Here is an 18,437-nt window from a genome sequence, read left to right on the forward strand (position 1 = left end):
GCTGTCCATCACCGCAGCCGCAGGAGAGCGATTTCACGGCAACCTCATACGTTCCGGACGCGTTCCAGGGGCGCCCGCGTCCGCGCCCGGCCTCACCCGCCCGCCCCCGCGTCCGATCCCCGCGCCCCCGGCCGGCATCCGTAATTGCCGTGAAAGCAAAGCCCTGTTCAAGCAGGATGGACCCATGGTTGCCCCAGACGACTCCCCCGTGGTGCTGGACCGGCGCGAGGGGCCGCACGGCGAGGTGGTGCTGCGCAGGCACGGCGCGCTGCTCCAGATCATCGCCAACGGCTGCTTCCTCATGGACACTTCGGACGGCCGCTCGGAGCGGCTGCTGGTCGACGCGGCGCGCGACGCCCTCGACGGCCGCCCGGCACCGGCCGTGCTGATCGGCGGGCTGGGCGTCGGATTCTCACTCGCACACGCGTCCGAGGACCCCCGCTGGGGACGGATCACGGTCGTGGAGCGGGAGGCCGCCGTCATCGACTGGCACCGCACCGGCCCCCTGTCCGCGCTGACCGCCGCGGCGCTCGCCGACCCGCGCACCGAGGTCGTCCGGGACGACCTCGTCCATTACGTCAATGAGACATCGGACACGTTCGACGCCCTGTGCCTCGACATCGACAACGGCCCCGGCTGGACGGTCACCGAGGACAACGCGGGTCTGTACTCACCGGACGGACTCGCCGCCTGCGCAAGGGCGTTGAGACCCGGCGGGGTGCTTGCCGTCTGGTCGGCGAAACCGTCTCCGGAATTTGAAGGAACCTTGCGGAATGCCGGGTTCCGACGGGTGCGTACCGAAGAGGTGCCCGTTGCCCGCGGAGTTCCGGACGCCGTGCACCTCGGCGTCCGCCCTGGATAGCGACGGCACGGCCGATCCCCGTAGGGTGCTGCCCTGACGCGGATCTTTCGCGTCGATCGCAGACATGGGATCACCCCACGGGTTCCGGAAAGCAACAAGCAGGGGCGGGCGATGGAGCAGACACACACCTCCCAGAGCGGCGCGGCGGCGACCACCACCACTCCGGGCGCCCAGCGCCGGGTACTGGTCGTGGAGGACGACCAGACGATCGTCGACGCCATCGCGGCCCGGCTCCGCGCCGAGGGTTTCCTCGTGCAGACCGCGGCCGACGGGCCGGCGGCCGTGGACACCGCCGAGGCATGGCAGCCCGACCTGCTGATCCTCGACATCATGCTGCCCGGCTTCGACGGCCTGGAGGTCTGCCGGCGCGTACAGGCCCAGCGCCCGGTGCCGGTGCTGATGCTCACCGCGCGGGACGACGAGACGGACATGCTGGTCGGCCTCGGCGTCGGCGCCGACGACTACATGACCAAGCCGTTCTCCATGCGCGAACTGGCGGCGCGGGTGCATGTGCTGCTGCGCCGGGTGGAGCGGGCGGCCATCGCCGCCTCCACCCCCCGCTCCGGCATCCTGCGCCTCGGCGAGCTGGAGATCGACCACGCGCAGCGCCGGGTGCGGGTGAAGTCGGAGGACGTCCACCTGACGCCGACCGAGTTCGACCTGCTGGTCTGCCTGGCCAACACCCCGCGCGCGGTGCTCTCCCGCGAGCAGCTGCTGGCCGAGGTGTGGGACTGGGCGGACGCCTCCGGCACCCGCACCGTGGACAGCCACATCAAGGCGCTGCGCCGCAAGATCGGCGCCGAGCGCATCCGCACCGTGCACGGTGTGGGCTACGCGCTGGAGACGCCGACCCCGTGAGCGCGAGCGGGCGCCAGGCCGCACGGAGAAGGGCCCGCACCGAGGACCCCTGGGGCGGCGTACGCCCGTTCTCCATCAAGACCAAGCTGACCGCGCTGGTGATCATCGCGGTGCTGATCACCACCGGGCTGTCGATCGTCGCGGTGCACACCAAGACGGAGCTGCGCTTCATCACGGTGTTCTCGATGATCGCCACCCTGCTGATCACCCAGTTCGTGGCGCACTCGCTCACCATGCCGCTGGACGAGATGAACACGGTCGCCCGTGCCATCTCGCAGGGCGACTACACCCGCCGGGTGCGCGAGGCCCGGCGGGACGAACTGGGCGACCTGGCGCAGACGATCAATGTCATGGCCGACGAGCTGGAGGCCCAGGACCGCCAGCGCAAGGAGCTGGTCGCGAACGTCTCCCATGAGCTGCGCACCCCGATCGCGGGGCTGCGCGCCGTGCTGGAGAACATCGTCGACGGGGTCACCGAGGCCGATCCGGAGACCATGCGGACGGCCCTGAAGCAGACCGAGCGGCTCGGCCGCCTGGTGGAGACGCTGCTGGACCTGTCCCGGCTGGACAACGGCGTCGTACCGCTGAAGATGCGGCGCTTCGAGGTGTGGCCGTACCTGTCGGGCGTGCTGAAGGAGGCCAACATGGTCGCCTCGGCGCGCGCCGGCATGGCCACCGGGTCCGGCAGTCACACCCGGACCGACGTCCATCTGCACCTGGACGTCTCCCCGCCGGAGCTGACCGCGCACGCGGACCCCGAGCGCATCCACCAGGTCGTCGCCAACCTGATCGACAACGCGGTCAAGCACAGCCCGCCGCACGGCCGGGTGACGGTGAAGGCGCGGCGCGGTCCCCAGCCGCACTCGCTGGAGCTGGAGGTCCTGGACGAGGGCCCCGGCATCCCGCGCTCGGAGTGGCACCGCGTCTTCGAGCGGTTCAACCGGGGTGTCGTGACCCGGCCGCACGGCCCCGGCAGCGACGGCGGCACGGGCCTCGGGCTCGCGATCGCCCGCTGGGCGGTGGATCTGCACGGCGGCCGGATCGGTGTGGCCGAATCCGAGCGGGGCTGCCGGATCATCGTCACTCTTCCGGGAGAGAGCTCCCCTTCAAGTTGACGTAAAGTGCGGGCGGAGGCACAAGATCCACGGTCGTCCGCGCCGTCTTCGCGCAGCTGGACACGTGTGCGTCGCCACAGGCCCGCGCCGCCCGCAGAAGCCGGGGGCGCAGGGCCGGACCAGTGCACCCTCGTTCTCCGGAACCACGCTTGTTTCCCGCCATTTCAAGCCCTGAAACAAGATTTTCGATGTGACTTACACGACGATGAACCGGCCCGACCTGACCTTCCCCGTCTCCAAGGCGTAGCCTTTATTCCCGCTGTCCATCACCTTGTGAAGCGGAAGAGGGCGGTTGCCGCCGTGTCGCCACAGTCCCCCAGTAACTCGAGCATCTCCACCGACGACCAAGCCGCCGGGAAGAACCCCGCGGCCGCGTTCGGCGCGAACGAGTGGCTCGTCGACGAGATCTATCAGCAGTACCTCCAGGACCCGAATTCGGTAGACCGTGCCTGGTGGGACTTCTTCGCCGATTACAAGCCGGGCGCGCCTGCCACGCCCGCGCCGGCGGGTACTGCGGCCGCGGGGGTCGCAGCGACCCCCGCCCCGGCGCCCGAGGCCGCTCCGGCGCCCGCGGCCCCGGCGGCCCCGAAGCCCGCCGCCGCCCCGGCGCCCGCGCCCGCGGCTCCCGCGGCGAAGACGGCCCCCTCCCCGGCCAAGCCGGCGCAACCCGCACAGGCGCCCGCTCAGCCGAAGCCGAAGGCCGCTCCCGCCGCCGAGGCCCCCGCGGGGCCCGAGCAGATCACCCTGCGCGGTCCGGCCGCCGCGGTCGCCAAGAACATGGACGCCTCGCTGGAGGTGCCGACCGCCACCTCGGTCCGCGCCGTCCCGGTGAAGCTGCTGTTCGACAACCGCATCGTCATCAACAACCACCTCAAGCGCGCCCGCGGCGGGAAGATCTCCTTCACGCACCTCATCGGGTACGCGATGGTGCAGGCCATCAAGGCCATGCCGGCGATGAACCACTCGTTCGTCGTCAAGGACGGCAAGCCGACCCTGGTCAAGCCGGAGCACGTCAACCTCGGTCTCGCCATCGACCTGGTCAAGCCCAACGGCGACCGCCAGCTCGTCGTCGCGGCGATCAAGAAGGCCGAGACGCTGAACTTCTTCGAGTTCTGGCAGGCCTACGAGGACATCGTCCGGCGCGCCCGCGAGGGCAAGCTGACCATGGACGACTTCACCGGGGTCACGGTCTCCCTGACCAACCCCGGCGGCCTGGGCACCGTGCACTCCGTGCCGCGGCTGATGCCCGGCCAGTCCGTGATCATGGGCGTCGGCTCCATGGACTACCCGGCCGAGTTCCAGGGCACCAGCCAGGACACCCTGAACAAGCTCGGTATCTCCAAGGTCATGACCCTCACGTCGACCTACGACCACCGGGTCATCCAGGGCGCCGCCTCCGGCGAGTTCCTGCGCCAGGTCGCCAACCTGCTGCTCGGCGAGAACAACTTCTACGACGACATCTTCGAGGCGCTGCGCATCCCCTACGAGCCGGTCCGCTGGCTCAAGGACATCGACGCGTCCCACGACGACGACGTCACCAAGGCCGCGCGCGTCTTCGAGCTGATCCACTCCTACCGGGTCCGCGGCCACGTCATGGCCGACACCGACCCGCTGGAGTACCGCCAGCGCAAGCACCCCGACCTGGACATCGTCGAGCACGGCCTCACCCTGTGGGACCTGGAGCGCGAGTTCGCCGTCGGTGGTTTCGCCGGCAAGTCGATGATGAAGCTGCGCGACATCCTCGGGGTGCTCCGCGACTCGTACTGCCGCACCACCGGCATCGAGTTCATGCACATCCAGGACCCGAAGCAGCGCAAGTGGATCCAGGACCGCGTCGAGCGCGGCCACGCCAAGCCGGAGCGTGAGGAGCAGCTGCGCATCCTGCGCCGCCTGAACGCGGCCGAAGCGTTCGAGACCTTCCTCCAGACCAAGTACGTCGGCCAGAAGCGCTTCTCCCTGGAGGGCGGCGAGTCCGTCATCCCGCTGCTGGACGCGGTCATCGACTCCGCCGCCGAGTCCCGCCTGGACGAGGTCGTCATCGGCATGGCCCACCGCGGCCGCCTGAACGTGCTCGCCAACATCGTCGGCAAGTCGTACGCGCAGATCTTCCGCGAGTTCGAGGGCAACCTGGACCCGAAGTCGATGCACGGCTCCGGCGACGTGAAGTACCACCTGGGCGCCAACGGCACCTTCACCGGCCTGGACGGCGAGCAGATCAAGGTCTCGCTGGTCGCCAACCCCTCCCACCTGGAGGCGGTCGACCCGGTCCTGGAGGGCGTCGCCCGCGCCAAGCAGGACATCATCAACAAGGGCGGCACGGACTTCACCGTCCTGCCGGTGGCGATCCACGGCGACGCGGCCTTCGCGGGCCAGGGCGTGGTGGCCGAGACCCTGAACATGTCGCAGCTGCGCGGCTACCGCACCGGCGGCACCGTGCACATCGTCATCAACAACCAGGTCGGCTTCACCGCGGCCCCCGAGTCCTCGCGTTCCTCCATGTACGCGACGGACGTGGCCCGCATGATCGAGGCCCCGATCTTCCACGTGAACGGCGACGACCCCGAGGCCGTCGTCCGTGTCGCGCGCCTTGCGTTCGAGTTCCGCCAGGCGTTCAACAAGGACGTGGTGATCGACCTCATCTGCTACCGCCGCCGCGGTCACAACGAGTCGGACAACCCGGCCTTCACCCAGCCGCTGATGTACGACCTGATCGACAAGAAGCGCTCGGTGCGCAAGCTCTACACCGAGTCCCTGATCGGTCGCGGCGACATCACCCTGGAAGAGGCCGAGCAGGCGCTCCAGGACTACCAGGGCCAGCTGGAGAAGGTCTTCACCGAGGTCCGCGAGGCCACCGCGCAGCCGACCGCCGGTTCCCCCCAGGAGGCCCAGGACGGCTTCCCGGCCACGGTCCCGACCGCGATCTCCGCCGAGGTCGTCAAGCGGATCGCCGAGTCCCAGGTCAACATCCCCGAGCACATCACCGTGCACCCGCGGCTGCTGCCGCAGCTCCAGCGCCGTGCGGCGATGGTCGAGGACGGCACCATCGACTGGGGCATGGGCGAGACCCTGGCCATCGGCTCCCTGCTGCTCGACGGCACCCCGGTCCGCCTCGCGGGCCAGGACTCCCAGCGCGGCACCTTCGGCCAGCGGCACGCGGTGCTGATCGACCGGGAGACCGGCGAGGAGTACACCCCGCTCCAGTACCTCGCCGAGGACCAGGCGCGGCTGAACGTCTACAACTCGCTGCTGTCCGAGTACGCGGCCATGGGCTTCGAGTACGGCTACTCGCTGGCGCGTCCCGACGCGCTGGTGATGTGGGAGGCCCAGTTCGGCGACTTCGTCAACGGCGCCCAGACGGTCGTGGACGAGTTCGTCTCCTCGGCCGAGCAGAAGTGGGGCCAGACCTCCGGCGTCGTCCTGCTGCTGCCGCACGGCTACGAGGGCCAGGGCCCGGACCACTCGTCCGCGCGCCCGGAGCGGTTCCTCCAGCTGTGCGCCCAGAACAACATGACGGTGGCCATGCCCACCTCGCCGTCGAACTACTTCCACCTCCTGCGCTGGCAGGTGCACAACCCGGCCCACAAGCCGCTGGTCGTCTTCACCCCGAAGTCGATGCTGCGCCTGAAGGCCGCCGCCTCCAAGGCGGAGGAGTTCACGACCGGCGGCTTCCGCCCGGTCATCGGCGACGCCACGGCCGACGCGGCCGCGGTCCGCAAGGTCGTCTTCTGCGCGGGCAAGGTCTACTACGACCTGGAGGCCGAGCGGAAGAAGCGCGGCGCCACGGACACGGCGATCATCCGCATCGAGCGCCTGTACCCGCTGCCGGGTGCCGAGCTCCAGGCGGAGGTCAACAAGTACCCGAACGCCGAGAAGTACCTGTGGGTCCAGGAGGAGCCGGCGAACCAGGGTGCCTGGCCGTTCATCGCGCTCAACCTGATCGACCACCTCGACCTGGCGGTCGGCGCGGACATCCCGGCCGGCGAGCGGCTGCGGCGCATCTCGCGCCCGCACTCCTCGTCCCCGGCGGTGGGCTCCGCCAAGCGCCACCAGGCCGAGCAGGAGCAGCTCGTGCGTGAGGTGTTCGAGGCGTAAGCCTCCGGCACGGCAACGCCGAAGGGCCCGGTTCCATCACGGAACCGGGCCCTTCGGCGTTTTTCCCGCCTACTTCGGCGTCTTTCCCGCCTACTTCGGCGATTTCCCGTCTACTCGTCGTCCTCGTCGTCGAGGCGGGCGAGCCAGGTGGCCAGGCGTTCCACGGGCACCTCGAAGTCGGGGTTGAGGTCCACGAAGGTGCGCAGCTGCTCGGCGAGCCACTCGAAGGTGACCTCCTCCTCGCCGCGCCGCTTCTCCAGCTCCTCGATGCCGCGGTCGGTGAAGTACATGGGGTTGCGTCTCCTGGTGTGCGTATGCGCCGTGTGCGTGGGTGCCCCGGGCCGATGGGGCAGGCGGCGGCGTCCTCACCAGCCTAAGCAATGCGCGGGGCGGCGTTCCCGAAAGAGTGTCTTGAGCTTCGCGACGCCGCGATATATCGTGTTTCTCGACAGACGCGATATGACGCGTCGCGATACCGTACGGCCGAGGAGGTCCCCATGTCCGAGTGGTCCGTCGCCGAGCCACGGAAGCTGACGTTCGACGCACCGGTGAGCACCCTCCAGGTGCGCATCGCCGGCGGCACGGTGAACGTGGTGGCGGCCGAGGAAGGCCCGGCCCGCCTGGAGGTCTCCGACCTCGAGGGGCCACCGCTGACGGTGATACACGAGAACGGCACCCTGACGGTGGGCTACGAGGACCTGACCTGGCAGGGCTTCACCAAGCTCCTGGACCGCAAGAGCTGGCGCCGCAGCGCGGTCGTCTCGCTCGCGGTCCCGGCGGACGCCAGGGTGGAGGTGGGCACGGTCGGCGCCGGCGCGGTGGTCTCCGGCATCCGGGGCCCCGCGGTGATCCGGGGCGTCACCGGCGACACCACCCTGGTCGGCCTGTCCGGACCGGTCCAGGCGAACACCGTGTCGGGGAACCTGGAGGCGCAGGCGGTCACCGGCGAGCTGCGCTTCACCTCGGTCTCCGGCGACCTGACCGTGGTCGAGGGCTCGGGTCCCGCCGTGCGGGCCGACTCGGTCAGCGGCTCGATGATCGTGGACCTGGACCCGGAGGGGCCGACGGACGTCCACCTCACCAGCGTCTCGGGCGAGATCGCCATCCGGCTGCCGCACCCGGCGGACGCGGAGGTGGAGGCGAACACGGCGAGCGGCCGGATCTCCAACGCCTTCGACCAGTTGCGGGTGCACGGCCAGTGGGGCGCCCACAAGATCACCGGCCGGCTGGGCGCGGGCACGGGGCGGCTCCGGGCCACCACGGTCTCCGGCGCGATCGCCCTGCTCCGCCGCCCCGACCGGGCCCCCGGGGACCCGGCCGACGGCGCCGGCGCCGGCCCGGCCGACGGCCCGACCGACAAGAAGGTGCTCTGACATGCCCCCGGTCTTCGCTCACGGACGTCTGCGCCTGTACCTGCTCAAGCTGCTGGACGAAGCGCCGCGCCATGGCTACGAGGTGATCCGCCTCCTGGAGGAGCGCTTCCAGGGGCTGTACGCCCCCTCGGCGGGCACCGTCTACCCCCGCCTGGCCAAGCTGGAGGCCGAGGGCCTGGTCACCCACACCACCGAGGGCGGCCGCAAGGTGTACGCCATCACCGACGCGGGCCGCGCCGAACTGGCCGACCGCAGCGGTGAGTTGGCCGATCTGGAACTGGAGATCCGCGAGTCGGTGGCGGAACTGGCGGCCGAGATCAAGGCCGATGTGCGCGGCGCGGCCGGCGATCTGCGCCGCGAGATGCGCGCCGCCGCCTCCGAGGCCCGCGAGGGGGGCGACGCCGGGGACGCCGGGGACGGCCCGGAGTCCAAGGACGCCTGGCGCGCCGCCAAGGAGGAGATGCGCCGGGTCAGGCAGGAGTGGAAGGAGCAGGCCCGCCGCGCCAAGGACGAGAGCCGCCGGGCCCGTGAGGAGGCCCAGCGCGCCCGCCACCAGGCCCAGGAGGCCCAGGCCCGCGCCCGCGCCCAGGCGCAGGAGGAGATGCAGCGCATCGCCCGCCGCGTCCAGGACCACTTCGCGCGCGGCAATTGGCCGGCGGGCGTCCGCGAGGGCCTGACCGAACTGGCGCGGGAGCTGGGCGATCTGGGCAAGGACTGGACCACCCCCCGCCCGGCTCCGACCCCGACCTACACCACGGCGGACTTCCCCGCCGAGTACGTCCCCTCGTGGACGCACGAACCCCCCACCGACAACCCCGCCCGCGACCTCGACCGCCTCCTGGACCGGTTCCGTGACGACATCCGCGATCTGTCCCGCGACCACGGCGTGACCCCGGACCAGCTCCGGGCGGCCCGTGAGCATTTGTCACGCGCGGCGGCGGAGATCACCTCGGTGCTGCGCCCGCGGAAGGGAGAGGAGACGACGGGTTAGGAAAAGGCGGGCCCGGCACCGGTCCGGACCCGCCGCCACTTCGCCGGCGGACTCAGGACGTGGTCAGCACGATCTTCCCGAACTGCCCGCCGGACTCCATCCGTTCGAAGCCCTCGCGGGCGCGGTCCATGGGGAGCACCTCGTCGATGACGGGCCGTACCCCGGTCGTGGCGCAGAAGGAGAGCAGGTCCTCCAGCTCCTCCTTGGTGCCCATCGTGGAGCCGACCACCTTCAGTTCGAGGAAGAAGATCCGGGTCAGCTCGGCGTGCGAGGGCCGGTCGCCGCTGGTCGCGCCGGAGATCACGATCGTGCCGCCGGGGCGCAGCGACTTCACCGAGTGGGACCAGGTCGCGGCGCCCACGGTCTCGATGACCGCGTCCACCCGCTGCGGCAGCCGCGCCCCGCTCTCCACGGCCTCCACCGCGCCCAGCTCCAGGGCCCGCTTCCGCTTCGCCTCGTCCCGGCTGGTGGCGAACATCTTCAGCCCCGCGGCCTTGCCGAGCACGATCGCGGCCGTGGCGACCCCGCCGCCCGCGCCCTGCACCAGGACCGAGTCTCCGGGTCGTACCCCCGCGTTGGTGAACAGCATCCGGTACGCCGTCAACCACGCGGTGGGCAGACAGGCGGCCTCGGCGAAGGACAGCTCCTTCGGCTTGGGCAGCACATTGAAGGTCGGTACGGCGACCTGTTCGGCGAATGTGCCCTGGTAGCGCTCGGTCAGGATGGAGCGCGGCTCCCCGGGGCCGACGCCGTGGCCGGTCTGGCCGATGACGGAGTGCAGGACGACCTCGTTGCCCTCCGCGTCGACCCCGGCGGCATCGCAGCCGAGGATCATCGGCAGCCGGTCCTCCGGGAGGCCGACGCCCCGCAGGGACCAGAGGTCATGGTGGTTGAGGGAGGCGGCGCGCACATCGATGGTGCTCCAGCCGGGACGGGCCTCGGGAGCCGGACGCTCCCCCAACTCAAGGCCGGAGAGCGGCTGGTCGCGGTCGATTCGGGCGGCGTAGACGGCGAACATGGTGCCGACGATAGGTGCGCCGGGCGGCCGGCGGAACCGGGCCGCGCTGTGACACATGCCCTCTTGCACGACGGCACCCCGTCGGCGCAGCTTGCCGCGAGGCCGTTCCAGGGCCGCCTCGCGACACGGAATCCGGGGACGGGCGGGAAGGAGACGGCCCCGCCGACACAGGCGGGGCCGTCTTCAGCCGGTGTCAGCGGCGGGCGACGCCCTCCGCGCGGGCCGCCGCGGCCACCGCCGCCGTGACCGCCGGAGCGACCCGCTCGTCGAACGGCGACGGAATCACGTAGTCCGCCGCGAGATCGTCCCCGACCACCGCGGCCAGCGCCTCCGCCGCCGCGATCTTCATGCCCTCGGTGATCCGGGTGGCCCGCACCTGGAGCGCGCCGGCGAAGATGCCGGGGAAGGCCAGCACGTTGTTGATCTGGTTCGGGAAGTCCGAGCGCCCGGTGGCCACGACCGCCGCGTACTTGTGCGCGACCTCGGGGTGCACCTCGGGGTTCGGGTTGGCCATCGCGAACACGAAGGCACCCTCGGCCATCCGGGCCACGGCCGCCTCCGCGACCGTACCTCCGGAGACGCCGATGAAGACGTCCGCGCCCGTGAGCGCGTCCTCCAGCGTGCCGCTGAGCCCGGCCTTGTTGGTGAAGCCGGCCAGCTCGCGCTTGACCGGGGTGAGGTCCTCGCGGTCCGCCGAGACGACGCCCTTGCGGTCCGCCACCGCCACATCACCGATGCCGGCCTCGACCAGCATCTTGGCGATGGCCACACCGGCCGCGCCGGCGCCCGAGATCACGGCGCGCAGCTGCCCGATCTCCCGGCCGCTGAGCCGCGCCGCGTTGCGCAGCGCCGCGAGCGTGACCACGGCGGTGCCGTGCTGGTCGTCGTGGAAGACCGGGATGTCCAGGCGCTCCTGGAGGCGGCGCTCGATCTCGAAGCACCGGGGCGCCGAGATGTCCTCCAGGTTGACTCCGCCGAAGGAGGGAGCGAGCCGGACGACGGTCTCCACGATCTCGTCCACGTCGGTGCAGTCGAGCGCGATCGGCACCGCGTCGACACCGCCGAACTGCTTGAACAGGATCGCCTTGCCCTCCATCACCGGGAGGGAGGCCTGGGGACCGATGTCCCCGAGTCCGAGCACCGCCGTGCCGTCGGTGACGACGGCGACGACGGAGGACTTCCATGTGTAGTCGTTGACCAGCTCCGGCTGCTCCGCGATCGCGGTGCACACGCGCGCGACGCCGGGCGTGTACGCGAGGGAAAGGTCGTCCTTGTCGCGGACCGGCACGGTGGCTTGCACAGCCATCTTGCCGCCGCGGTGCAGAGCGAACACCGGATCGAAGGAATCGAGGGGCTCGGCCCCGCCGTCCTGGTCCGTACCGATGTCGCTGCGAGGATTGACGATCTCCGCTGCCACTTGTTCTACCCCTTAGGTATGCATGATTTGAGGGTCGACCACTCCTGGTGAGGGGTGGGCGGGCACCGCGCAGGGCCCGATTGCGGATACGCACGGGTCATGCGCGACGGGCGCGCCGCACACGCGCCCTGGGCCCCGGATGAGGGGTGTAAAGAACCTTCTTACCGGACGGACGGCGCCCACGACGAGTCCAATAGGTGCAAGGTCACATCTCGGAACCAGATAGCCACACGGAGATGACACACCGCTGACGGCCGCGCTGACGGCGGCACGGGGGGGGCGGGGGGGCGGGGGCGTCCGGCCGTCCGCATGCCGGGATGGGCCGGAGGTTTTCCGGCGGCGGGACGGGATTCGCGCAGGTGGTCCGGTGCGATATGGCTCCAAGGACCGGGGATGTACCGACCTGATGGGATTCGGGGGTCACCCGTTATCCGATTTTGACATATCGGCGCCCCTGGATGGCGTAGTCCGAATGGCAAGATGCCGTAAACCCGCGAGGTCGCGCCACCCAATGGTGTGTGTTCTCGTCTACCCAGCGGCTAACTCTTCGCATACGCCGGAGGAATCCACGATGACCGCACGTTCTCCCCGTCGTCCGATCGCCACCCGCCCCCGGCTGGCCGCGGTCGGTGCGCTCGCGGTCGCAGGCGCCCTGCTGGTCACCGGCTGCGGTGACCAGACGAAGGGCAAGGGCAACGACTCCGGCGCCGCCTCCTCCGCCCCGCTCGCGAGCAAGCTCCCGCAGTCCGTCCGCGGCAAGGGCAAGATCCTGGTCGGCTCGGACATCGCGTACGCCCCGGTGGAGTTCAAGGACTCCAGCGGCAAGGCCGTCGGTCTGGACCCCGACCTCGCGGCCGCGCTGGGCAAGCAGCTCGGCGTGAAGTTCGAGTTCCAGAACGGTACCTTCGACGCCCTGCTCACCGGTCTGCGCTCGGGCCGCTACGACATAGCGATGTCGGCCATGACCGACAACAAGGACCGCCAGCAGGGCGTCGACCCGGACACCGGCAAGAAGGTCGGCGAGGGCGTCGACTTCGTCGACTACCTGACCGCCGGCGTCTCGATCTACACGCGCAAGGGGGAGACCGAGGGCATCACCGGCTGGTCCGACCTGTGCGGCAAGAAGATCGCCGTCGAGCGCGGCACCGTCTCGGAGGACCTGGCCAAGACCGAGGCCAAGAAGTGTCCGGCCGGCAAGAAACTCTCCATCGAGCCCTTCGACGACGACCAGCAGTCCCAGACCCGGCTGCGCTCGGGCGGCGTGGACGCGGCCTCCTCCGACTTCCCGGTGGCGGCGTACGCGGTGAAGACCTCGGGCGGCGGCAAGGACTTCCAGCTCGTCGGCGACCAGGTCTCGGCGGCGCCGTACGGCATCGCCGTCTCCAAGGAGGCCACCCAGCTGCGGGACGCGCTCAAGGCCGCGATGGACGCGATCATCAAGAACGGCGAGTACCGGAAGATCCTCGAGAAGTGGGGCGCCCAGGACGGCGCCGTCAAGGAATCCGTGATCAACGGCGGCAAGTGACCCGCGGCGTACCCAGCGGCCACCGAGAGGCAGCACATCCGTGACTGACATAGAGAAGGCGGCCGGGGAGCAGGGCACTCCCCCGGCCGGCCCGGAAGCCATCAGAGCCATCCCGGTGCGGCACTACGGACGCTATGTGTCCGCCGTCGTCGCCATCGCGATCCTCGTCGCGATCGTCCACGCCTTCAGCCAGGGCAAGATCAACTGGCATGCGGTGCCGGAGTACTTCTTCGACCACCGGATCATGACCGGGGTCAGCAAGACGCTCCTGCTGACGGTCCTGTCGATGCTGATCGGCATCGTCGGCGGCATCGTCCTGGCCGTCATGCGGCTCTCGAAGAACCCGGTGACCTCGTCCATCGCGTGGTTCTACATCTGGTTCTTCCGCGGCACCCCGGTCCTGGTCCAGCTGTTCCTGTGGTTCAACCTGGGCCTGGTCTTCGAGTACATCAACCTGATGCCGCTCTACAAGGACTACTGGTCGAACTTCATGACGCCGCTGCTGACGGCGCTGCTCGGCCTGGGCCTGAACGAGGCGGCGTACATGGCCGAGATCTGCCGGGCGGGCCTGCTCGCGGTGGACGAGGGCCAGACCGAGGCGGCCCAGGCGCTGGGCATGAGCCACGGCAAGACCCTGCGCCGGGTGGTCATCCCGCAGGCGATGCGGGTGATCGTGCCGCCGACCGGCAACGAGGTCATCAACATGCTGAAGACGACCTCGCTGGTGGCGGCCGTCCAGTACCCCGAGCTGTTCCGCTACGCCCAGGACATCGGCCAGAACTCCGGCGCCCCGGTGGAGATGTACTTCCTGGCCGCGGCCTGGTATCTGATCATGACCTCGGTGCTCAGCGTGGGCCAGTACTACCTCGAGCGGTACTACGCGCGCGGCTCCAGCCGCAGCCTCCCGCCCACCCCGTGGCAGAAGGTCAGAGCGCATCTGACGACCTTCTCCAGCAGGAAGGTCATGGCATGAGCGACGACCGGCTGAGCGAGCGGCAGAGCCCCACCGCGATGGTCAGGGCGGAGGGCGTCCACAAGTCGTTCGGGCATGTGGAGGTGCTCAAGGGCATCGACCTGGAGGTGCGCCCCGGCGAGGTGTTCTGCCTCATCGGCCCCTCGGGCTCGGGGAAGTCCACCTTCCTGCGGTGCATCAACCACCTGGAGAAGATCAACGCCGGGCGGCTCTACGTCGACGGCGAGCTGGTCGGCTACCGCCAGAAGGGCGGCAAGCTGTACGAGCTGAAGGACAGCGAAGTCGCCAGGAAGCGCCGGGACATCGGCATGGTCTTCCAGCGCTTCAACCTGTTCCCGCACATGACGGCGCTGGAGAACGTCATGGAGGCGCCGGTCCAGGTCAAGGGCGCGCCCAAGAGCGAGGCGCGGGAGCGTGCCGCGGGGCTCCTGGAGCGGGTGGGCCTGGCCGACAAGGCGGGCAACTACCCCTCGCAGCTCTCCGGCGGCCAGCAGCAGCGGGTGGCGATCGCGCGGGCGCTGGCGATGGACCCCAAGCTGATGCTGTTCGACGAGCCGACCTCGGCCCTGGACCCGGAGCTGGTCGGCGACGTCCTGGACGTCATGCGCGACCTCGCCGAGTCCGGCATGACGATGGTCGTCGTCACCCATGAGATGGGTTTCGCCCGCGAGGTCGGCGACAGCCTGGTGTTCATGGACGGCGGTGTCGTGGTCGAATCCGGCCATCCGCGGGACGTGCTGACGAATCCGCGGCACGAGCGGACGCAGTCGTTCCTGTCGAAGGTGCTGTAGCCGGCCGGGGCGCGAACGGCCGCGGCGCGGCCGGAGCGGAAGGAACGGTTCACGGCCCGCGCGGAAGCGGCGGCAACGCGGACCGAACGGGAGGAGCGTTGCCCGCACCGCTCCTCCCCCGTCCGTCCGCCCGCCCCTTCGACGCCTACTTGAGGGCGAGAACCAGGCCGTCCGACGGCGAGCACCACACCGGCCGGGCCTCCGCGAAGCCCTTCTCCCGCAGGGTGCGCGCGTGCCAGGCGGCGGAGGGCGTGTCGCCGTCGGCGTGCTCGCCGTAGATCTCGAAGCGGCGGGCGGTCGGCTCGGCGAGCACCGGGTCCTCGGCCGCGAGCTGCCACCACTCGGCCCAGTCGAGGGCGCCGTCCCGCTTGGCCTGTTCCATTCGGGCGTGCCGCTGGGCGCGCTCGGCCGCGTTGATCCGGGGCGTGCTGTCGTCGATCATGTGGTCCGCGTTCATGAACACACCGCCGGCGCGCACGAGTTCCGCGATCCGGCCATAGAGGTCCGCGAGGGGTTCGCTGTGCAGCCAGTGCAGGGCCGTCGCGGTCAGTACGGCGTCGTACGACTCGTACGGCAGCCGCGTCGTCCAGTCGGGGTCCTTGAGGTCGGCGGTCACGAAGGAGACCCGGTCGTCGCCCTCGAAGGTGCCGCGCGCGATGGCGAGCAGGGCCGGGTCGAGGTCGACGCCGGTGCTGGTGGCCTCGGGGAACCGGGCCAGCAGCCGGGCGGTGATGCTGCCGGTGCCGCAGGCGAGGTCGAGCACGCGCGGTGCCGTGCCGACGAGGGCCTCGACCATGTCGAGCATGATCCGGAAGCGGTCCTCGCGGTCCGGCATGTACCACTCCTGCTGCCGGTCCCAGCTGCTCTGCCAGGCCGCCCAGTCGGTTCCGGTACCCGTGGTCATGGAACCCGCCTTTCCCCTCGGATGCGTAATACCCTGGATGCACGATCGACTGTTACCCGACCGCTGGTACGACGATAGAGCGCCTCCGTAAGGACTACAAGTGGAACTGGCCTATTACTCGGATTACGCCGTACGACTCGTCAACACCGAGGAACCGAGCCGGGGCAAGGACTGCCTGACCTCGGTCGAGGCCATCCGTGACCTCTTCGGCGTCAACGCGTCCGCTGCCCGCCGCGCCACCGACGCCGACGTCACCCGCTTCCGCTCGGTCCGGGCCCGGCTGCGCTCGGTCTTCGAGGCGGCCGACGGCGGCGACGAGACGCTGGCCGTGGACCTGCTGAACTCGCTGCTGCTGGAGTTCCCGGTCAGCCCCCAGATCTCCGGCCACGACCACCGGGACGAGGACGACCGCCCGCTGTGGCACATGCACCTGGCCGACCACCCCTCCAACGCCACCGCGGGCTACGCGGCGATCGCGGCGATGGGCCTGGCCTTCCACCTCACCGAGTACGGCGTGGACCGGCTCGGCCTGTGCCAGGCGGCGCCCTGCCGCAACGCGTACCTGGACACCTCGACCAACCGGTCCCGCCGCTACTGCTCCGACCGCTGCGCCACCCGCGCCAACGTGGCCGCCTACCGGGCCCGCAAGCGCCTGGAGGCCGACCGGTCGCCGAGCAGCGGCCGTACGGCCGAGACGGCCCAGCCCAGCACGGCCAGCGGCGAACGCTGACCGGCCCGGAACGGCCGCAGCCGCACCCAGGCCCGCCCCAGCACCAGCTCCTCGGGCACGACCCCGTAGTCGGTGCTGTCCCCACCCGCGTACGGGTTGTCCCCGAGCACCCACCAACCGCCCTCGCGCCGCTCCACGGCCCGCTTGACCACCAGCAGGTCCTGCTGGAACGGATGCCGCAGTACGACGATGTCACCGGGCCTGACGGTGCCCCCGTAGCGCACCAGCAGCTGATCGCCGTGCTGGAGCGTGGGCACCATGGACGGCCCTGTCACCTCGGCCAGCCCGAACGGCGCGGGCGACCTCCCCCGCTCGCTCTCCTGCGACAGCTCCGGCATTCCCGGCACCTCCCCGGTCCGTTCCTCCACCAGTCTCAGTCTGACCCTGGACTTTTGTCCTAAGCCCTAGGGGGCACTCAGGAAAACAGGTCGCCCAGGGAGTAATGTCGCACCTGAGAAGACGATCACGAGGAAGGAATGCTCCATGCTTTCCCGCCTGTTTGCCCCCAAGGTCAAGGTCAGCGCCCACTGCGACCTGCCCTGCGGCGTGTACGACCCGGCCCAGGCCCGCATCGAGGCGGAGTCGGTCAAGGCCGTCCAGGAGAAGATGGCCGGCAACGACGACCCCCACTTCCAGGCCCGCGCCACCGTCATCAAGGAACAGCGCGCGGAGCTCGCGAAGCACCACGTCTCCGTCCTCTGGAGCGACTACTTCAAGGCCCCGCACTTCGAGAAGTACCCCGAGCTGCACCAGCTGGTCAACGACACCCTGAAGGCCCTCTCGGCCGCCAAGGCGTCCACCGACCCGGCGACGGGCCAGAAGGCGCTCGACTACATCGCCCAGATCGACAAGATCTTCTGGGAGACCAAGAAGGCCTGACCCACCCGGTCACGCTGCTTGACCTGCGATTTCCCTTATCGCCCGGTCTACTTCCCCGCACCCGGCCCACAGGGCGCCGTAACTTGGCGCTCGTGGGGGCCGGGTGCGGTCTTTTCTGCGGGACGAGGGAAGGGCGTCCGCACGGTGGAGCCGGCGCCGCGTCCACCGGTCCACCGGCTCGCGAAATCGATTGGCCGTCCGAGTCGCTTCCGACATGATCGGCTCATGGACACCTATCTGGACACCGAGCGCCTGGTGCTGCGCCGATTCACCGACGGGGACGCCGATCTGCTGATAGAGCTGGACGGTGACCCGGCGGTGATGCGGTACCTGAGCGGTGGTGAGCCGACCGCGCCGGAGGTCGTCCGGGAGCGTCATCTGCCGAACATCCTCGCCGGCTACGACAAGTGGGGCGGCGACTTGGGGCTGTTCGCCGCGCACGAGAAGGACGGCGGCGCGTTCATCGGCTGGTTCATCCTGCGTCCCGAGGCGGAGGGCCCGCTCGACGAGGTCGAACTCGGCTACCGGCTGCGGCAGGCGGCCTGGGGCAAGGGGTACGCCACCGAGGGCTCACGGGCCCTGCTGCGCAAGGCGTTCACGGAACTAGGGGTGCGCATGGTCTGGGCCGACACGATGTCCGTGAACCGGGGTTCGCGCAATGTCATGGAGAAGGTCGGGATGACGCTCGCGGAGAGCATCCCAACCCCTCCTGACATGGCGAAAGTCGAGGGCGCCGAGTTCGGGGGCGTGCGGTACGAGATCACCAAGGAGCAGTGGGAGAGGCGGTAGCCCGCCCCCGCACCGCACGACACCGAGCCACCGCCTCCCCTGGTGACCGCGCGGACGCCCCGAGGAGAGCCCCGTCCAAGAATTCATCAAGCAACTTGGCAAAGTTGCTTGATGAATTCT

General features: G+C 70.2%; 17 protein-coding genes. 12 read left to right on the top strand and 5 right to left on the bottom strand.

Going from position 1 to position 18,437, the window contains the following annotated elements; translation table 11 throughout:
• The first annotated feature begins 184 nt into the window (after positions 1–184).
• From ACE4Q9_RS11055 to ACE4Q9_RS11070, 4 genes are all read left to right on the top strand, one after another.
• Positions 185–862: a spermidine synthase gene (locus ACE4Q9_RS11055; RefSeq protein WP_397984069.1), complete on the top strand. Its 678-nt coding sequence runs from the start codon at positions 185–187 to the stop codon at positions 860–862.
• Positions 863–973: 111 nt separating this feature from the next.
• On the top strand, positions 974–1,720 hold the full coding sequence (locus ACE4Q9_RS11060; protein WP_397984070.1) for a response regulator transcription factor: 747 nt from the start codon (positions 974–976) through the stop codon (positions 1,718–1,720).
• Positions 1,717–2,835: an ATP-binding protein gene (locus tag ACE4Q9_RS11065; protein WP_397984071.1), complete on the top strand. Its 1,119-nt coding sequence runs from the start codon at positions 1,717–1,719 to the stop codon at positions 2,833–2,835. The genes ACE4Q9_RS11060 and ACE4Q9_RS11065 overlap by 4 nt, the downstream gene beginning before the upstream one ends.
• A 300-nt stretch (positions 2,836–3,135) precedes the next feature.
• Entirely contained in the window at positions 3,136–6,927 is a 3,792-nt protein-coding gene (locus ACE4Q9_RS11070; RefSeq protein ID WP_397984072.1) for a multifunctional oxoglutarate decarboxylase/oxoglutarate dehydrogenase thiamine pyrophosphate-binding subunit/dihydrolipoyllysine-residue succinyltransferase subunit, read from the top strand.
• 110 nt (positions 6,928–7,037) lie between these two features.
• On the opposite strand, the gene ACE4Q9_RS11075 is transcribed toward ACE4Q9_RS11070, so the two are convergent.
• The gene (locus tag ACE4Q9_RS11075) at positions 7,038–7,217 is read right to left on the bottom strand and encodes a DUF6104 family protein (protein WP_003992906.1); all 180 of its coding nucleotides are present in this window, start codon (positions 7,215–7,217) and stop codon (positions 7,038–7,040) included.
• A gap of 207 nt (positions 7,218–7,424) precedes the next feature.
• Here ACE4Q9_RS11075 and ACE4Q9_RS11080 point away from each other — a divergent pair, with 207 nt between their 5' ends.
• Positions 7,425–8,300 (top strand): DUF4097 family beta strand repeat-containing protein, encoded by an 876-nt coding sequence (locus ACE4Q9_RS11080; RefSeq protein WP_397984073.1) that lies wholly within the window; start codon positions 7,425–7,427, stop codon positions 8,298–8,300.
• A gap of 1 nt (position 8,301) precedes the next feature.
• Positions 8,302–9,291: a helix-turn-helix transcriptional regulator gene (locus ACE4Q9_RS11085; RefSeq protein WP_397984074.1), complete on the top strand. Its 990-nt coding sequence runs from the start codon at positions 8,302–8,304 to the stop codon at positions 9,289–9,291.
• A gap of 52 nt (positions 9,292–9,343) precedes the next feature.
• Here ACE4Q9_RS11085 and ACE4Q9_RS11090 read toward each other — a convergent pair whose 3' ends face one another.
• Positions 9,344–10,309, bottom strand: coding sequence for a zinc-binding dehydrogenase (locus tag ACE4Q9_RS11090; RefSeq protein ID WP_397984075.1), 966 nt, complete (start codon positions 10,307–10,309; stop codon positions 9,344–9,346).
• Positions 10,310–10,502: 193 nt separating this feature from the next.
• Positions 10,503–11,726 carry an NADP-dependent malic enzyme gene (locus tag ACE4Q9_RS11095; RefSeq protein WP_397984076.1) on the bottom strand — a complete coding sequence of 408 codons (1,224 nt, stop codon included), beginning with the start codon at positions 11,724–11,726 and terminating at the stop codon, positions 10,503–10,505.
• Between the two features lie 571 nt (positions 11,727–12,297).
• On the opposite strand from ACE4Q9_RS11095, the gene ACE4Q9_RS11100 reads away from it, so the two are divergent.
• The 3 genes from ACE4Q9_RS11100 to ACE4Q9_RS11110 are packed head-to-tail and all read left to right on the top strand — an operon-like array spanning position 12,298 to position 15,015.
• Positions 12,298–13,251 (top strand): ABC transporter substrate-binding protein, encoded by a 954-nt coding sequence (locus ACE4Q9_RS11100; RefSeq protein ID WP_397984077.1) that lies wholly within the window; start codon positions 12,298–12,300, stop codon positions 13,249–13,251.
• 40 nt (positions 13,252–13,291) lie between these two features.
• Positions 13,292–14,224 (top strand): amino acid ABC transporter permease, encoded by a 933-nt coding sequence (locus tag ACE4Q9_RS11105; RefSeq protein ID WP_397984078.1) that lies wholly within the window; start codon positions 13,292–13,294, stop codon positions 14,222–14,224.
• A 38-nt stretch (positions 14,225–14,262) separates the two neighbouring features.
• A complete protein-coding gene (locus tag ACE4Q9_RS11110) occupies positions 14,263–15,015 on the top strand; it encodes an amino acid ABC transporter ATP-binding protein (protein ID WP_397987180.1) in 753 nt (250 codons plus the stop codon).
• 145 nt (positions 15,016–15,160) lie between these two features.
• On the opposite strand, the gene ACE4Q9_RS11115 is transcribed toward ACE4Q9_RS11110, so the two are convergent.
• Positions 15,161–15,919, bottom strand: a complete 759-nt coding sequence (locus ACE4Q9_RS11115; protein ID WP_397984079.1) for a methyltransferase domain-containing protein — start codon at positions 15,917–15,919, stop codon at positions 15,161–15,163.
• 100 nt (positions 15,920–16,019) lie between these two features.
• On the opposite strand from ACE4Q9_RS11115, the gene ACE4Q9_RS11120 reads away from it, so the two are divergent.
• Entirely contained in the window at positions 16,020–16,649 is a 630-nt protein-coding gene (locus ACE4Q9_RS11120; protein WP_397984080.1) for a CGNR zinc finger domain-containing protein, read from the top strand.
• Here the strand turns inward: ACE4Q9_RS11120 and sodX are convergent.
• The gene (gene sodX, locus ACE4Q9_RS11125; protein WP_397987181.1) at positions 16,553–16,987 is read right to left on the bottom strand and encodes a nickel-type superoxide dismutase maturation protease; all 435 of its coding nucleotides are present in this window, start codon (positions 16,985–16,987) and stop codon (positions 16,553–16,555) included. The genes ACE4Q9_RS11120 and sodX overlap by 97 nt on opposite strands.
• A gap of 145 nt (positions 16,988–17,132) precedes the next feature.
• Here sodX and sodN point away from each other — a divergent pair, with 145 nt between their 5' ends.
• Together sodN and ACE4Q9_RS11135 are read left to right on the top strand one after the other, a co-directional pair.
• Positions 17,133–17,528, top strand: coding sequence for a superoxide dismutase, Ni (sodN, locus tag ACE4Q9_RS11130; protein ID WP_014674929.1), 396 nt, complete (start codon positions 17,133–17,135; stop codon positions 17,526–17,528).
• A 225-nt stretch (positions 17,529–17,753) separates the two neighbouring features.
• A complete protein-coding gene (locus tag ACE4Q9_RS11135; RefSeq protein WP_397984081.1) occupies positions 17,754–18,317 on the top strand; it encodes a GNAT family N-acetyltransferase in 564 nt (187 codons plus the stop codon).
• Positions 18,318–18,437 lie beyond the last annotated feature (120 nt).

It is taken from the genome of Streptomyces sp. AM6-12 (genome assembly GCF_044327085.1).
GTDB lineage: Bacteria > Actinomycetota > Actinomycetes > Streptomycetales > Streptomycetaceae > Streptomyces.